At 46.5% G+C, this 16,898-nt stretch carries 10 protein-coding genes; 3 read left to right on the forward strand and 7 right to left on the reverse strand.

What is annotated here, in order from left to right; all coding sequences use genetic code 11:
• Both DXZ20_RS16000 and DXZ20_RS16005 read left to right on the forward strand, forming a co-directional pair.
• Positions 1-554, forward strand: a 554-nt coding sequence (locus DXZ20_RS16000) for a calcium-binding protein (protein ID WP_284681677.1), incomplete at its 5' end; no start/stop codon positions are given.
• Between the two features lie 502 nt (positions 555-1,056).
• Positions 1,057-1,905: an XDD3 family exosortase-dependent surface protein gene (locus DXZ20_RS16005; protein ID WP_250564955.1), complete on the forward strand. Its 849-nt coding sequence runs from the start codon at positions 1,057-1,059 to the stop codon at positions 1,903-1,905.
• Positions 1,906-1,969: 64 nt separating this feature from the next.
• Here DXZ20_RS16005 and DXZ20_RS16010 read toward each other — a convergent pair whose 3' ends face one another.
• The 7 genes from DXZ20_RS16010 to DXZ20_RS16040 form a co-directional block, all read right to left on the reverse strand.
• On the reverse strand, positions 1,970-4,606 hold the full coding sequence (locus tag DXZ20_RS16010; protein ID WP_163699232.1) for a CHAT domain-containing protein: 2,637 nt from the start codon (positions 4,604-4,606) through the stop codon (positions 1,970-1,972).
• Positions 4,607-4,726: 120 nt separating this feature from the next.
• Positions 4,727-8,023 carry a two-partner secretion domain-containing protein gene (locus DXZ20_RS16015; RefSeq protein WP_163699234.1) on the reverse strand — a complete coding sequence of 1,099 codons (3,297 nt, stop codon included), beginning with the start codon at positions 8,021-8,023 and terminating at the stop codon, positions 4,727-4,729.
• A 99-nt stretch (positions 8,024-8,122) separates the two neighbouring features.
• Positions 8,123-10,747: a two-partner secretion domain-containing protein gene (locus DXZ20_RS16020; RefSeq protein ID WP_163699236.1), complete on the reverse strand. Its 2,625-nt coding sequence runs from the start codon at positions 10,745-10,747 to the stop codon at positions 8,123-8,125.
• A gap of 140 nt (positions 10,748-10,887) precedes the next feature.
• Positions 10,888-11,619 (reverse strand): PEP-CTERM sorting domain-containing protein, encoded by a 732-nt coding sequence (locus DXZ20_RS16025; protein ID WP_163664887.1) that lies wholly within the window; start codon positions 11,617-11,619, stop codon positions 10,888-10,890.
• Positions 11,620-12,348: 729 nt separating this feature from the next.
• Positions 12,349-14,106 carry a ShlB/FhaC/HecB family hemolysin secretion/activation protein gene (locus tag DXZ20_RS16030; RefSeq protein WP_250565784.1) on the reverse strand — a complete coding sequence of 586 codons (1,758 nt, stop codon included), beginning with the start codon at positions 14,104-14,106 and terminating at the stop codon, positions 12,349-12,351.
• Between the two features lie 293 nt (positions 14,107-14,399).
• Complete coding sequence (locus tag DXZ20_RS16035) at positions 14,400-14,774, reverse strand: RidA family protein (protein ID WP_163699238.1); 375 nt, start codon at positions 14,772-14,774, stop codon at positions 14,400-14,402.
• A 26-nt stretch (positions 14,775-14,800) separates the two neighbouring features.
• Positions 14,801-16,252: an alpha-amylase family protein gene (locus DXZ20_RS16040; protein ID WP_163699240.1), complete on the reverse strand. Its 1,452-nt coding sequence runs from the start codon at positions 16,250-16,252 to the stop codon at positions 14,801-14,803.
• A gap of 154 nt (positions 16,253-16,406) precedes the next feature.
• Between DXZ20_RS16040 and DXZ20_RS16045 the strand changes: the two genes are divergently transcribed.
• A partial coding sequence (locus tag DXZ20_RS16045) for a 4-Cys prefix domain-containing protein (RefSeq protein WP_348918688.1) occupies positions 16,407-16,898 on the forward strand: 492 nt, incomplete at its 3' end.

Consider the following 16,898-nt stretch of genomic DNA (forward strand, 5'->3'; position numbering starts at 1 on the left):
CTGGCAACAGCTACAGCAACGTGTTGAGAGGCAACAACTACAACAATGTACTGTCTGGCCTAAATGGCCACGACTCCATGTATGGTTATAGTGGTCACGACTCCATGTATGGTGGCTACGGTAATGACTCTATGTATGGTGGGTACGGCAATGACTACATTAATGGTGGACACGGTAACGATTCCATGTATGGCGGAGCTGGCAACGATACCATCATAGGGGGCAAAGGTAGTGACGTCCTAGTTGGTGGGGGTGGCTATGATATCCTCTACGGTGGTAAAGGTAGTAACACCGATCGTGACAAGTTTGTCATTGGAAGTGAATATAAGGGCAGCGGTTACGCTACTATTAAAGACTTCTTTGGCCATGTGAATGATCATTTTCATATTGTTGGCCATGAGTTAGATACGATTCAATTAGGCAAGAGCGATCGCTACTCATTCCATCAACAGAATGGAGATGTCATTATTAAATATCGGGGCACAAATGACTGGGCAGCGGTCGTTGAAAACGTTACATATGCTGAATTAAAAGACAACATTGTCTATGTGTAATCTTTGTCAAAACCCACATTCAATCTGATTAGTCTATTGACTTAAAAGCTCGAAGTTAAAAAACCTGGCATATTCATGCCAGGTTTTTGACTCTGCGGGATCTCATATGCTGGTATGACATTTGGCACACATTTGAGTGATGCTTCCTTGATGGTAATGATAACGGGGTATTTGACGCCAGTGATGTTCAAATCGCTAATTCACGCCGTGGCGTAAGTAATGCTGACACTACAGATACCTACGCCTTCTCCCTAGGGGTGTTTAAGGGTGTTAATGTCCGCTTGAATAGTCTATTCAATAATTACTTTATGTGGCTTTAATTAGCCTTTTCAATTTGGTTATTTTTTTAACCATTAAGTCAGTGATTTTACGAAAGACGTGACTCTGACACCTAAGTAACAGTAAGGCCGTATGGCGGAAGGCGACACCTAGGTGACGGAGTTATACCTATAGTGTGACTTTTATCACAAGACTCTTCGCTAGATACTGAAACTGCACTCCTATGAAAGGCTTAGCTTTACTGATTGGTTCGGCGTTACTCAGCCTCACCGTTCCCCATGCAGCCCATGCCAGTACATTCCACCAAGGTTGGAACTATAGTATCGATGCATTTACCGATGGCTCTGGCGGCAATCCCTATGAAATTCGAGGCCTGGCCATCAAAGAGACTCAAGACCATGTTTATGTGTCAGTGAGTGGTGGGAGCCCTCTGACTGGCAACAGTTATCATGGTGCAGCTGATGGCAACGTGGGGTGGGGAGATCTGCTCTTCAATGTCACTGGTGACGATATTAATACTGCTAACGGTTCTCTATTCGGCGTACGCTTTGCTGGCACCAATGATTCCGGTGTTGATCAAGTGGGTGTTTTTGGTAATGTAACCGCTCAATCGGTTACCCAAAGCAATGCAGGCTATCAGCACTTGAAGCAATATTACCAATACGGTTGGGAACGCCAAAATACCATGGGTGACCTGACCACTAAACAACAGGCCTATGACTATATGGGTGAAACTGACGCTGTACTAACATCCATTGCAGATGGAACGTTATTGGGCAGCATTGACTTTTTATCAGACCAGGATGCAGCAGCAGCAGGGCTAAATTTTGGGCATTTTGATGCCGTTGGTAGCGATACCCACACCTTCCGATTTAACCGTTCTCTATTGCCAGGGGGAGAGTTTATTGCAACATTACTAATGGAATGTGCAAACGACGGTATTGCCCTAATGGGCAACCTAAATCCTGAGCATACTACTCAAGATGTTCCTGAGCCTTCTGCGGTTCTTAGTTTCGCTGCTGTTGGGTTCTTAGCAAGTCTTAGGCTTCGCAGGTCTGAGTCACACTCTTAAATCAAAAAGTGATACGAAGCATTCTCTACTCCCCTATAAACAATCGGCTCCACGGCCATCTTTCCTACAGCCAATTACCAATCAAAATAAAGGGAGCCCAATAATAGGGACTTTTAGAATATTCACCCGCTTGAATAATCTCCAGTTGAGCGGTACGGAGCGCTTCTGCTTTACTGAGATTGGGATCCAGGAGATGGTTATAAAAGCGAGTAATCAGGTCAGCTGTAGCTGCATCATTAACGGCCCACAGGGACGCGATCGCACTTCTCACCCCCGCCCGCACAGCCACACCGGCCAGTCCTAAAGTAGCCCGACCATCACCAATAGCGGTTTCACAGGCCGTCAACGTCAGCAGGTCAATGGGTTCGCTATCGATGGATGAAACACTCCGAATCAGAGCATCCAGTTCACTAATGGTTAGAGCCTTATGGTTTCTCTCGTCAATCTTTTGCCCAGTGACAATAAAGTTGTCTTTGGGCTCGGCTCCAAAACTACCGTGGGTGGCAATGTGCAAAATCCGGTAACTTTTATCTTGTAATGCTTTACGCAGGTTAGTTTCTGAAAATTCTTTATTGCGCAATACTTTACTGCCAGGAAATTGAGCGTTAACTGTGGCCACTTCATCATCCACTTCACTAAGGGGCTGAAAGTATTGATCATTGACATAGGATTCTTCGCTCAATCCCAGAATAAGGGCATTGAGATTATTGCGGTTCAACATATTGGGATCTGTTAGCGTCAAACTTGGTGTGGTTGCGATCGCAAATTTCTCAATTAAAAACTGTTGCCCATCAAAGAGAGCGGCCATGGGAATACTGCGCAAAATACCATCGTTAATGAACACAAGCTCATTGACCTGTAGCTGATTTAGCATCGCTTCAAAGGGACGAACCAATTGGTCATACAGCTTTTGAGATGGAGCTTTATAGGCATTGGCGCGAGTGAATCGCCTGCTATCTTCTAGGGCAAACCGTAGTCCATTGATTTCCTCAACCAGGTCCTCTTGTTTGATGTTGATCCATTCGATCTGTTGTTGACCGTTGGGAAAGCTGGCAATAATTGCCGTGCGGTTAGGTAAAATTGCAGTACTAATCACCGCCGTGGCCAATTTTTCACCCACCGTATCCACCCGTGTGGCATTGGGGACAATGACACAATCATTGGCAAAATAGTTTTGCAGTTCTGCCAGTTTGAGAGAATCTAAGGTGGCTAGAACACTATCCACACTCTTAGATTCCACATCTTTGGAGATGAGTACGGAGGTGGGTAACTCCTGAAGCTTGAGGGAAGCAAATTCTCGGTAAATCGGTTCTACGCGATCGCGAAAATCAAACTGTAACTCCTGATTAGAATTGAGAATATCGCTGCGGATAGCATCGAGAATCTCCAGGGCTTGCGTGTAAGCTACTTTAGCTGCCTCTGAATTACCCTGGGCTTCAAGAATTCGACCCTGCTGCCAGGCCCACAGGTATAAACTATCTTGAGAAGACCGGTCCTGGTCTGCCACCAAACGTGCTTGCCGGGTTAATTCTAGAGCTTTTGTGTCGTCTCCACAACGTTCATATAGGTTGCCAAGCTGCCCCAGGGCAAAGGATTCAGCCCGAGCACTTTGGATGGTTCTAGAAATTGCGATCCCATTCTCCAACAGCTCAGTTTGCTGAGTAACAACCGTCGCACTAGGGCATTGCCGTGTTGACTGAGGCTCCAAATAACCGGCCAGGGTTAAGATGGCAAACACTTTTTCTTGGGAGTCTGGCAGATTGGCAATCAAACTGCGGGTCGTTTGTTGAGCCTGAGATACGTCGTTTGCCTGGTTGAGTGATTGGTAAAGGGGAATCAGATTAAGTAGCGATCGCACCTGGGCAGCGACGCCACTGGTGTTTTTGGCAGCATTGTAGCTCTGCCGCAAAAATTTAACCGCCTGCTGAGTTTGGGTATTGGCCCGTTCGGTCAGTTCCCCAACAGCCCGCAGGTCTCCTTGGGTATCAGCAGATTCAGCACGGCGACGGCTTACTTGGGCTTGGGCCGCATAGGTATTACCCAAACTGTTAAGCACCGCAGCCCTGGCATTGAAACGATCTGTGCCCACCACATCAATCACCGTGAGGCTTTGGTTGAGGGCAACAATCGCCTGTTCATAGTTACCAGTTAGGCGATAGGTTTCCCCAAGACTGCCCAGGGCAGCAGCTTCTCCCCCTGCATCGGTAAGTGCCTGGGAAATCTGGAGAGCACTTCCCTGGTTACAATCGGTAATGGTTTCTCCACATAACAGCGCTAGCGCCCGGCGATGCTGCCCCAGCTGGTTATAGGCTTGGGCTTGCTCGGTTAGAGAACGGCCCAATGCTTGTAAATCGCCCAGTTGTTCGTAGCGATCAATGGTCTGTTCCCAATAGGTGATCTCCTGGGAAAATTGTCCAATTTGGCGATGGGCACGGGCCAGGTTTTCTAGCAGAATACTCTGGTGTGTGAGATTATCAGGATCAACAGCATCTAAGGCTTGTTGCCAGGTTGCGATCGCTCGGCTATACTCCCCTGCCCTATAGTCATCGACACCACTTTGCACCAGTCCAGGAATATCAATCGCCTGGGCTACCTGCTGTGGCACCCATAAGCCATTGAACCAAATACACACCGTAAAGCTAACAATACAGAGTGCCACAAGAATTTTTCGCAGCTGTGGTTTACGGAAGTTGGGGAACATAGTACAGATTGGCAGAAGTCGCATCTAGATTTTATGGGAGAGTATCTGGATCCAATTCGCAGTGCTACATAATATGTTTAAAGCGGGTGGGTTTAAAGCGGAATAAGCAACGCCATAAAACTACCCCTCGCAATCTTTACTCAACACCAAACGACCATCAGACAATTGATAAACAGCCTGGGGCTCCGCAATGGGAGTTCCCAGTGTCCGGCTTTCAGCCTCTACTGAAGCTGCCGTAGCACTATTCGAGAGCGTCCGCACAGTATTTGTCTGAATAGTGGCAATGCCTCTATTGCCAGGCTGTAGCGGAATACCATCAGCACCCGTTACCACAAGACTGCCGCCGCTTTTCGCCACCTGAGCGATACAGCTAGTGGCCACCAAAGATTCAGTATCAATCAAGGTGTCAGGTAGTTCTGTCAGGCTATTTTCGATAAAGCTAACGTCGGGAAAAGTAATGACACCAGAAGAAAGCTGGCCACTAGCATTAACATCCACACGACCATTGAGATCCAGGTTATTAGGACCATCGCCAGATGATGACGGCACAAAGTTCTGGCCAAAGAAGATAGGCAAGGTAATATTTCCTCCCGCACCATCTTGGGCAAAGGCAAGAATATCACTGTCATCCAGAGCAATTAAAACCTCGGCAACAACAACAATGTTGCCACCATTACCAGCACCGCTAGCAACGTTGGTGCGAATATCACCATCCCCCGTCATTAAAACTGTGCTAGCACCAATATTAATGCTGCCTCCAGCGGCTTCAGCAGCATCGGTACGAATATCACTGTCAGAAATTTCTAATGGCCCCACGATATCAATAATAATACCCCCAGCATCCCCTGGTCCTGAGGTTTGGGCACCAATAGTTGCACCATCCATGATCAACAATCTGCCAGCACCAATATCAATAAATCCACCAGCAGATTTAACGGCATCGGTACGAATATCGCTATTGGCAACGCTCAGGTCTCCAGAAATATCCACAGTAATGTCTCCAGCATCTCCCTGGTTTAGCGCCCGAGCACTGATGGCAGCTCGATCTCGCATTAAGATATTCAGGGTACGATCAGAGGCTTCCCTAAGAATTACACTACCAGCGTTACCCGATCCTTCAGTAACCGTAAAAATCCCACTTGGCGCTGGATTGTCAGAATTATTCAGCGCCAAACCATTAGCCCCTTCACGATTAATCGCATCCCTTATATTGTCAATATCACCTTCTCCGAAGAGACGTTCTGCATTATCAACCTGTTGACCAAAACTAGGATCTTCGCCTGCAATTAAAATCTGTTCTAAGCCAGTCACTTCAATACTTCCAGCCTCACCATCATCAAAGGTAGAGGCCACTAGCTGCCCACCATCCAGCAACTGCACCCGATTAGCCGTGATATCAATATCGCCACCGCGTAAGTCACTTTCGGTACTCGTATTAATAACTGCATTGCCCTGCACCCGCAGCAGATCAGCCGTGACAATAATATCTCCCCCAGCCCCTGTAGCTGTGGGCAAACTGCGGCTAAACAAGCCGCTGGATGGGGTGCGGGTTTCTCCTAAAATATACTGGTCGCTGATATTAACGGTATTCGCTGTAATATCAATGCGCCCCGCAGTATTTTCACCCTCTGTTGAAACCTCAATCTTGCCCTGTTGAGATAACGAAACGGTATCAGCGTTGATCTCGATGCTGCCCCCTATATCGTCAGGCGCAGCATCCGGATCTCGAAACCTACGAGTAAACGCGTTAATGGAGCTGCTGCCACTTACCTCTAACGCCTGATCGAGCGTGATAACAATGTTGCCAGCTTCACCCACGGTTGTATTACGCGCAGAAATAGCACTGTTATCTAGCACACGTAAGGATTCAGCACGAATCACAACATTGCCACCACGGCGAGGAAGTAAGGACCGACCCTGGATAACGGTTTCAATCTTGCCACGCTGAGTCATCAGCATGGGGCCTGTAACCGTAATCAAAACAGAGCCAGCATCACCAGTCGCTCGACTGCTAGAGCTAGAAGAAATCCCACTGGAGCCAGACCGGCCAGGACCAATCATGGTCAGGCGACCCACATTAATGGTGACAACGCCACCATCCCCATTTCCATTGGTACTCGTAGAGATACGCGCTTGATCAGACGTAGATGTGCCGTCAGCTGTTCTCATCAGTAACGAAGCTGCATTCACCGTTACACTACCCGATGGATTCTCTCCTTCACGGGTACTGCTGCCGATTTTATTAATAGAGCTACCAATTCTTGACGTATCTACAATTAAGTCTCCTAGAGCTGTCAGCGTAATACTCCCCACATCAGCCGATTCGTCAGGAAGAGTGATCTCTGTCCCCTTTACCTCAGTATTAATTTCGGTCAACAAGAGTCGAATATCACCGTCAGAGTGGAGTCTAATATTGCCACGAACACCTTCGGTACCACTATCGATATTGCTGCGTATCGTTGATTCAGTTGCACTAATACTCTCTGTAGCATCCACAACAATATCTCCTACTTGGCGATCTACGGTACCACGATTGCCCCGGAGTCCAGCCTTGAGGGTACTATCCTGCAGAGTGATCCTATCTCCGTAGAGATTAATATCACCATCACCCCTACCTTCAACATTAATTTCAGCATCATCCAGGGTGATATTAGCTCGGCTAATGTTATCAGGAACGTCCAATCTACCGTCAACAAAACTGACACGCCCAGGGGCATCAAGTGCCAGAACTTCGATAATACCGCCGCGAGTGCGAAGTTCTATATCTCCCCTGCCAAGCCTTTCAAGGGTAATGTCGCCACCCACCAGTTGAAGCTGCATTTCATTTTTAAGTTTCAGGTCAGATTGAACAGTGATCGGTTCGGGTAGTGCATTAAAGAGTAACGCTGATGGCCGTATAACAAGCAGATTGCCATCGGGAAGTGCATTACCGCCGTCTGCGGCGCTAAAGGTAAAGTCTCCAAATTCGATACCATCGGCAGTGGTGGCCACAAATGAGCCTTCAATATCTAACTCTGCGTCAGGGCCAATAAAAACTCCGTTGGGATTAATGAGAAATAGGTTTGCATCACCATCATTACGAATCCGAATTTCGCCAAGAATTTCAGAGCGATTACTACCAGTAACTCGGGTAAAAATAGATTCAATATCATCGTCTACAGAGAACTGGATGCGTTCGTTCTCCGGAACATTAAATTCTTGAAAGCTATGGAATAGTAACGTATCGTTACGAACGGCCCCACCTTGAATGCGGTTACGGTTGGCATTAAATTCTGAGCTATCAGATCCAAGACTAGGATCAGGAATAATCTGAGCCACTACAGTGTTTGGCAGTGCAATCTGACAAACGATATGCGTCACTAGGGTTGCGCTTATGAGGCCAGCACTCTTTTTCCAGCCTTGCCAGTTTGGGAACATGCACTGCCTTCCTAATCTGGGGTATGTAGTTTATGCAAATAGCATACCAGTGACTCGTTTTAGCGGATAGTTACGCAATTAACACTTCGTTATAGTCTTTTATAAGCAATTTCGGCTTAATACGACTCGACCATCGGTTAATTGATAAAACCCTTGCGGTTCCGTTATCGGATCACCAATGTGCCAAGCTGCTTCAGATTCAGCAGCTTCGCTGGACAGGGTGCGGATGTCACCTGTAGGTATAGTGGTAATACCTGTACTGCCAGGTTGCTGAGGGGTGCTGTCAGAGCCGGTAACGATTAGACGACCGCTGCCTTGTTCAGCAATTGGAGCAATGCAACTGCTGGAAACAAGAGCAGCCGTATCGATGGGAGCGTCGGGTAGTTCTGTGAGGCTGTTTTCAATAAAACTCACGTCAGGGAAGGTAATGGTACCTGAGGCAAGCTGACCAGTGGCGTTAACATCGACGCGATCATTGCCATCAAGAGCGTTTAAGTCTTCTAAACTGGTGATGTCTTGGTTAGGTTGAATGCCATCACCGAAAAAGGCGGGTAGGGTAATGTTGCCGCCAGTCCCTTCATTGGCAAAGGCAAGAATATCGCTATCACCTGTTGCAACAACAGTATTACCCTGGATTGTGATGTTACCGCCAGTCCCTTGTCCCTGATCAACAGCAGTGATAATATCACCATCCTCTAACAGCTGAACAACATCGGCCTGGATAGTGATTTGGCCACCGGAAGTTTGAACAGAGTTGGTGCGAACATTGCCGCCATCGCGAATGATGAGAAGTGGTGCAGAGAGATTTAGTTGACCGGCATTTCCTGTGCCCTCGGCAGCAGCAACAATTTCACTGTCTACAGGAAAGTCGGTGCCAATCACACCTGCTCCAGAGACATCTATAGATTCCCTAGCATTAACGGTAAGGGTGCTACCGTCACCGGTTGGCAGAGGAAAGCCGTCTCCTTGAATAGAGCCAGAGCGGAGCAATCCACCATTGCTGATAATTAGGCGATCAACATTTAGAGTTGCAGTCCCTGCAGGTCCATCACCCAGAGTGTCAGCAGAGATTTTAGCTCCGTTTTCGATGATTAGTTGACTGGCATTAATAATGAGATCGCCGCCTGCTTCAGTGGAACCAGGTTCTGCTGAGGTTAAGATGCCGCTACTACCACTTAGAGGAGTTGCGTTAGGAGCAGTACCACTCAGTAAAATTGAATCTGTGACAGTGATGATTGCATTTCCTCCAACACCACCACTTTGCGCAGCTGTCGATATCTGAGCTCCATCCAAAACGACTAATTCACGTGTATTCAGAGTCAACTGACCACCACTGCCTGTTGCTGGTCCAAATGCATCTTCTACCTGAGCAAATAAACCACTAGGCGAGCCATCTGAAATAGCTGTACCCACAAGCTCTGTTACTCTCGAAACATTGACAGTTAGATTTCCCGCTTGCCCACTACCAAATGTTGAGGTCGAAATCTGACCTCCACCTTGAAGCAACAACTGGCCAACTTCTACTACAACTTCACCACCGTCACCAACATCGCCTTCCGTTTGTATAGTGCTATTTTCAATACCATCTGTGCTTTGACCAGTAACTTCTAAAGAACCCGGCGCAACAATACTGATATTACCTGCACTGCCATTGTCAATAAAACTGGCGAATGAAACGATAGTAGCACCCCTTTGAATGATTAGATCTTGGGTTTCAATATTTATATCACCTGCATCTCCGACACTATCAGCAATAGTTTGGATAGTAGTGAAGTCGCCTTGAAGTACTATCGACTCTGATATCCTAATTTTTAGATCTTGACCTTTTTGAGGACCAAAGTTAAAAGCGATTATTCCAGAACCATCAGTCATCGTTAGGTTTCTACCTTGAACCTGAACACTTCCTCCTCTATCACCGGAGGTATCGACAAAGCCAAAATTAGAAAAACTAATATCCTGAAAATTCTCCACCGAGGTGTATGTAAGCCCTAAATTGGGATCCTCGGAAGTAAGCCCAGTAATATCAACAAAGCTATTAGCTGTAACACTCCCGATTTCAACACGCCCGTCAAATGCTGTCAGAGTTCCCCCATCCATATTGATAGCTCCCCCTACGAGAGCCAAAGTCTCACCTATGGGCACCTCAAGACCTACCGGAAATGTGAAACCAGGAGGTGTTTCTAAAGAACGATTAATAATTTCTCCTGGTTCTAGACCAAATCCTAGACCTAAGGGAGCGGTGATAGTCAATAAGGAGGGAACTTCAAGTGGGTTAACGCTAAATTTTCCATCATTTCCGAAGTCAACGCTATTGGCAGTCGTTGCCAAAAAAGAACCGTTGACGTTTAAAGCAGACGTCTCACCAAAAACTATTCCGTTGGGATTAATTAAAAATAGATTTGAATTTTCTGTACTGATAAGCCCATCAATATTGGAGATACTACTGCCTGTGATCCGACTAAAAATGTTTTCAATGCCCGGTGCACTTGCAGATTCTTGAAAATTTGCCTCCCCATTCACAGGTACAGAAAACTCTGTAAAACTATGAAATAAATTTTCCCCTTGAGCTGTACCACCAGTGATAGTACAAACGTTGCAATTGGGGACGTTAACTGCTGATCCTAAAGTACCATCCGGGAGAATTTGAGCCTTTGATGGGACTGTGATAAGAAGACCTGAGACAGTGCCACTCAGAAGCCATACTGGCAGAGTTAGAAATTTCATTCTATAGGCATATGCGAATTTGCCCTAAACGTTACCAAAAATAACTAGCTACAGCAAGCATATTACTTGCCATAGCTAGTTTTTAAAAAATCTAATCTAAATGTACTGAAATGCTCTCGCTACAGAGCGAGTCAGCATATCTAGGCTAGTGATTGCTTCTTTTTTCGTAATGAGAAAACTCCAATTGATCCAAGAGTGAATAACCCTAAAGTTACACCAGGCTCAGGAACCTGAGCATTTTCTTCTTCAAGCACAATAATTTCGATACTTCCAGCATTCACTGGATCTTTACCATCATTAGGTAAATCAAACCCTAAGGCTTCCAAAGAAATCAGATCTTCAACTGGGAAAACAACATTGCTATTGTCATCGTCAAGATTATCATTCAAAAAGGTACTTCCACTATCAGTAAATGTAGAATCACCCGCAACCAGAAAATCTAGAAGGTCCTGAGCAGATGGATCACTTGACAAGCCTGAGAAAATCTCAGAAACATTTTCAAACTCAAACTCCACACTGATATCAGTAAAAAATTCATTAATGTTAGAAGCTGATGATGTATCGACACTTACGTTGGTCAAGCTTAGCTCGTAGCTAAAAGAGTCGGAAACCTCGGAGAAATTTGTGTCGACAAGGCTCCCAGTGGCATTCTTAATGAGGAGAACACCCTCGTCATTCGTGTAGGAGAAATTTTCAACTGAACCTGTGTCCGTCAAAGCAAAACCAACTCCAAGAGGGGTTTTAGCAGAACCATTAGTGCTGAAATTTTTCCGTGCACGTACTGTCCTTTGAGCATGTGCTTCAATTGGTAAAACAGCCCCAATCAGTGCAGTTGCTATTCCCAAAGATAGAGCAATCCTTGATAATTTCATTGTCTTTTATCACCTACACGAAACTGAATATGTATTAAGAGTGGCAATAATCTCTTCATGCCACACCGCATATCGTTGAGTCAGAGCTTAAAACTCTGAACCATGTCCCTCTGTTATTTTTAATCGCCTGCTTATCCCACGAGGACGATTATCACGAAAATCAATTTATTCCCACTGTAATTTTCTCCAGAATCGGAAAAATATCCATAATTCATTGATAAAGATGTGAGAGTTGAATAGCGTCTTTGATAAAGAACTTGTAAAAGTTTTGAATTGTTTGGGGTATCAACTTAGGCAAAGAAATCTGGATTGGTTAAGGAGTCAGGAGTTAGGAGTTAGTGCGACTCTGGATGTTCTTACGTGAAAGTGGAAATAGGTTTCTCGACGTTTTGCTATAGGTCTTCTTTCAACTAATCTTATTGGTAGTACATTTGTTGCTACACTGGTTTCAGGTACTATCGCTAGATCTTAGATTCTCCAAAAACACCTGATTGACCAGAGCAAATACATATAGCGGTCACCTTCTGTAAATAATTCAGAATTTAAAGCATGCTTGGGGCACAGTGTTTGAATTATCGCGATAAGCTCACTATTTAGAGGCCGGTCAGAAGCGCTTGTGTGTCACTCACCCGTAACACAAGAGCACCATCGGCGCTCGCGCTCGTTTCAGTTTTTGCACTATTTTTAGGTGTTTTTGTCGGTCGATTTGACGACATACAACTGCACCGCTTAAAAATGCTCAGGCTGAAAATTTAGGAGAAGATAAACCCCGCTTTCTTGTAATGAGTCATTAGAGTCATCTTCATTTATCAGCGGGATGCCATAATCTAACCGCATAAACCACTCAGGAGATATCTGCCAGCGGAGTCCTAACCCGGTTGCCAATAAAAATGATGGGTCAGGATCAGCGATGCGATTATTCCAGCCGCCGCCACCCTCGATAAAGGGAGTTAACTGCAAATAGTTAGGATTGCCTGAAATGGGTACCCGTAACTCCAGGGAACCGGTTAAGGCATTGTCAGCTACCAGTTGGTTCTGAACATAGCCACGCACTGTGTTGATGCCGCCTAAGCTAAAGCGTTCGATGGGTAACAACGAATCTGGTGTGAGCTGACCGTTTACCCTAGCTAACATCAGCAACCGAGGCGATAGCTGCTCTACCCACTGAAACTGCCCCTGCCATGCAAAAAAGCGACCATCAGTGCCGCTATCGTTCACCGTGGCATCAAATAAATCTAGACCCAGACTAAACTGTGACCTGGCGGCAAATACTCGTTTATTGTCGCGTTTTACCCAATCTTGATAAAACCGTAGTACGCTCACCTGTGACTTGCCGTCTTCTGGCCCAATTGAAAATGAAAAGGGTACGTCGTCTAAAATAAAGCTTCGACTCCGCCGCCAGTCAAAATCTAACCCCAGGGCAAACTCTTCTTCTGGGCTTTGCCATAGGGGCTGACGTACGCCTAACGATACCGTTCTTGCATCGCTGCGAATGTCGATATCATCGAAGGGATCTTCAACAATGCGGCTGTCACTATTGTTAAATCGAGCTCTGACGGTACCGTTACTGGCATTAATCGGTACCTCATAGCTCACATCGTACAGGTCTAATCCTTCACTCAGGCTAAAGGAGCCTGAAAGTCGGTCGCCAAGGCCAAGAATGTTGGTGTAGTTGGCAGCGATTGTGCCCTGCTCTGAACCGATGCTGGGGGCACGATAGTTGTCGGCGGTAAAGGAAATTGCAAAGGGGTCAGCTTCTTGTATATCTAAAATCAACAGACTGAGGCCGGGTGAACTGCCTGAGGTAAGCTCGGCATTGACCTGATCAAGGAGAGGGTCTAGCTGTAGAAGCTGAAGACCGGATTCTAACTCGGATTGGTTAATCGGGGTTTCAGTAGCACGGGCGATCCGGCTACGAACATATCCTTCTCGCAATCGAGTTAATCCATTGACCTGAATATCTTCAATTTTCCCCTCAATCATTTGAATTGTGACGCTGCCATCGCTGAGGTCTTGATTATTAGGCAAAAATGCTCCTGAGGTGATGTAGCCAGCCTGCACATAAACTTGAGTAATGCGCGATCGCAACGTCAATAAATCTGTCAGGGTCAGCTGTTGATTGATATAACAATTTACCTGAGCGGCAATCTGGTCAGACAGTATCGTACTACCCAACACTTCGATATCGCTCACCAAAAATGCCGGTTCTTCCGTCGGAGCCAGAGGCGGACACACCGTTAAATCTGTACTATCAAACGGTTCCGTCGGAGCTAAATCTAACGGCACTTCGGAGGGTAGCGGTTCGGGCTCTAATGGCTCAGGCGGCGGCACCGTTGGCTCAACTGGGGAGGGCAAATCGCCAGAAGGAGGAAGCGACTGTGCCATCGCCGCTGTAGTACAACCCACTAATGCTAAACACGTCGTTATTGGCAAAATAAAACGTGCTAATGCATGCTGCAGCCAGTGCACTGGAGAGGCAGAGGTCATAGGGGGCACACAGATTTCTTGTATTCAAAGAATACATAGTTTTAGGCCTATACACTAGAGTAAGCCAGCATTGGTTGATAAAGCTTTATATCCGTCCCAGCACTTGGCATCGCTGGTTATTGCGCAGTACTACTAAGCTGGAGGAAACGATGCGACCGACTTCGCACGTCACAATTGGGCAAAATCGATAGTTTTGGAACTGGGGATTTGCTGTCAGAATGTTAGAGTTTTCTAGGAAAATCGCTTTGGGTGCTAAAAACTAACGGAGAATCTGTAGCATGTTGGTGAGCACTCTAGATAGCAAACACTGCCTCAATTTCGATCGATACCTCCGGTGAAAACAAACTCTTCACCTGTACCAAAGAACTAGCAGGTAAATGCTCGCCATAATGACGAAACAACACCTGTCGTAATCCATCAATCCCTTCTAGCTCAGTCACAAAAATTGTCACCTTCAACAACGATGCCAAACTCGTATTCTCAACCTTGGCTAACTTGCCTAACTGAGAGAAAATAAACTCCGCCTGCTGATCAATGGACTGTCCCTGAGCGGGTGAGCCAAATGCCGTTGTCCCAGACACATAAAGCGTCCCATTATGCTTTACTGCATGGGAATAAGGTCCTACAACCGGACCTAAATGGTCATAGTTTTTCCGTTCAATTGCCATCTAACTTATCCCAAAATCAGTTTTAATCAAATCGCAAACCACATACGAGCCCTGCGTGCAGGTACTTCAAATGTAAATGAAGACTCCGTAATTTCAATCGGCGGGTCCTCTGTCAGACTATCTTGATAAGGATGAAACCACTTAAACTTAAACTGCGTATCTACGGTAATCTTTCGAGGCTCTTCACATTTGTTGATAGCAACAATACCTTCTTCCTCGCGTCGCCATAGGAGGGTGCAGTCATCGGCGTGTAGTACCTCCATGCTGATGCCTTGCATACGATTGTGGAACGTGATCATGCGGACCATGCGATCGCGATTCCAAACCCCTTGCCAACGCCCCCCATCCGTCTGCCCAAATGGGGGAGCAGCCGTCGTCCCATCATCAAACACCATGGGCGTTCCACCATCCCGTCCCATAATGTAGGCGTAGGCCAGATCTTCATCTACAGGGTCTAATATCAAATAACGAAACGGATCGTTATAGGGAATATCGTGGGTGGTCACCACAGTCACAGCTCGGCTATTTTCTAGAGCATTACCGGTATCATAGGGCTGTGCAATCTCCGATAGGGGCCTGCCAACGCTAAAGGCTTGTTTGATCGCATTCAACAACGGAAAATCATAGGCTGCAAAGCTAGCCGGTAATTCTCTCAAATAGGGCTCCAGAAACAAATTATATTCATGGTCTCCCACCCCCCCTGTGGTAATGATCTCTGCAAAAATTTGAGTATTATTGGCAATCTCATCGGGGATAAAATATCGAATCGCTGCGTTGGGCATATGTTTGGCAGCATCTACCCGAAACCCACGTACACCCAGATCATAAAGTGTTTGAACATAGTGTTTCCGTTGCTCCAACACCCAGTTATCTCCCGATACGGTATCTCTTAAATCGGGTAAACCGGGATCATCTCCTGCGCCACAAATACGTCCCTTAACGACCTCATCGCGGTTGCCATAATTGCGAATGCATTTGGGCGCATGAAAATCTTGGGAGTTAAACAAACCACCGTCTAAGTCGCCGTATAGTCGCTGTCTTTCCCAATAGTCAGGATCTTCAGCGTACTCATCTAATACATCCATCCCAGGAAAGGTGGTCGACCCATTGCGCTCATTCGCCATATGATTCACCACCACATCGGCGTAGGTGAGCACCCCCACTTTCGATAAGGCATTAATCATGGCAACAAAACTCTCTTTATCCCCATCACAGTTACTGATCACCCTAAAATCTTGGGGTTGATAGCGCTGATACCATCGACATTCCTGTGTGATCGGTGATTTGAGAGGGGGCGTGACCAATACAGCCCCATAGCCTGCAGCTGCGATCGCTGGGGCTCGTTCCGTCACAGTAGCATAGCTCCAATCAAACGCATGCAGGATGACATTAGCCTGGGCCGGCTGGTTGGCCGATAACAAGACGGTTACTGCCACCGTGACGGCAGTCAGACAAAAGGTAGCCAATTTTCGAAACATGGCGACATGAGTTAGCAACGATAATCAGAACAATGCTATAGCACCGCTACTTTTACGTTTGACATGGTGAATAAACTCTTCAAATTCAAGGGTTTCTACCAGGTTCCCGAGTAGCGGATGGTACATTATCTAGGACCGCGCATCCTTTCTGAGGATGGGCAAGTTTATTTACGTCCTTGTGGTTCTGGAATGGCTGGATAACCAAGGTCGTTTTTCAGGGTGGCTGATGAGTTTATGCATTAATCCCGATTGTCCCCGGCCTGATCACCCAGGCAATAGTGAGGTAAATAGCTGTCAAGCTTGTGGGACAACCCTCCTTTTACAAGGGCGCTATCGTGTCATGCGCTTGCTGAGCAGCCAAACCGGCTTTGGCATGGTCTACGAAGCCTACGAGCGGGACCTGCCTAAAATCCTAAAAATACTGCGGCTTGAGCATAGCCAAACCTCGAAAATTGTGTCCATGTTTCAGCAGGAGGCCGCTACACTGATCCAGCTGAAACATCCGGGTGTGCCTTTTATGACTGAGGATGGCTACTTCACACTGACACCCACCACCATGACTGAACCGCTGCACTGCATCGTTATGGAAAAGATTGACGGTATCAACCTGACCCAGTGGATGATACAGCAGGGGAATCATCCCATC

The organism is Adonisia turfae CCMR0081 (assembly GCF_011009555.1).
Classification (GTDB): domain Bacteria; phylum Cyanobacteriota; class Cyanobacteriia; order Phormidesmidales; family Phormidesmidaceae; genus Leptothoe; species Leptothoe turfae.

Excerpts from the sequence above, each read along its gene's own strand:
- DXZ20_RS16005 (WP_250564955.1), top strand. The coding sequence starts at position 1,057 with ATGAAAGGCTTAGCTTTACTGATTGGTTCGGCGTTACTCAGCCTCACC.
- DXZ20_RS16010 (WP_163699232.1), bottom strand. The coding sequence starts at position 4,606 with ATGTTCCCCAACTTCCGTAAACCACAGCTGCGAAAAATTCTTGTGGCA.
- DXZ20_RS16015 (WP_163699234.1), bottom strand. The coding sequence starts at position 8,023 with ATGTTCCCAAACTGGCAAGGCTGGAAAAAGAGTGCTGGCCTCATAAGC.
- DXZ20_RS16020 (WP_163699236.1), bottom strand. The coding sequence starts at position 10,747 with ATGAAATTTCTAACTCTGCCAGTATGGCTTCTGAGTGGCACTGTCTCA.
- DXZ20_RS16025 (WP_163664887.1), bottom strand. The coding sequence starts at position 11,619 with ATGAAATTATCAAGGATTGCTCTATCTTTGGGAATAGCAACTGCACTG.
- DXZ20_RS16030 (WP_250565784.1), bottom strand. The coding sequence starts at position 14,106 with ATGACCTCTGCCTCTCCAGTGCACTGGCTGCAGCATGCATTAGCACGT.
- DXZ20_RS16035 (WP_163699238.1), bottom strand. The coding sequence starts at position 14,774 with ATGGCAATTGAACGGAAAAACTATGACCATTTAGGTCCGGTTGTAGGA.
- DXZ20_RS16040 (WP_163699240.1), bottom strand. The coding sequence starts at position 16,252 with ATGTTTCGAAAATTGGCTACCTTTTGTCTGACTGCCGTCACGGTGGCA.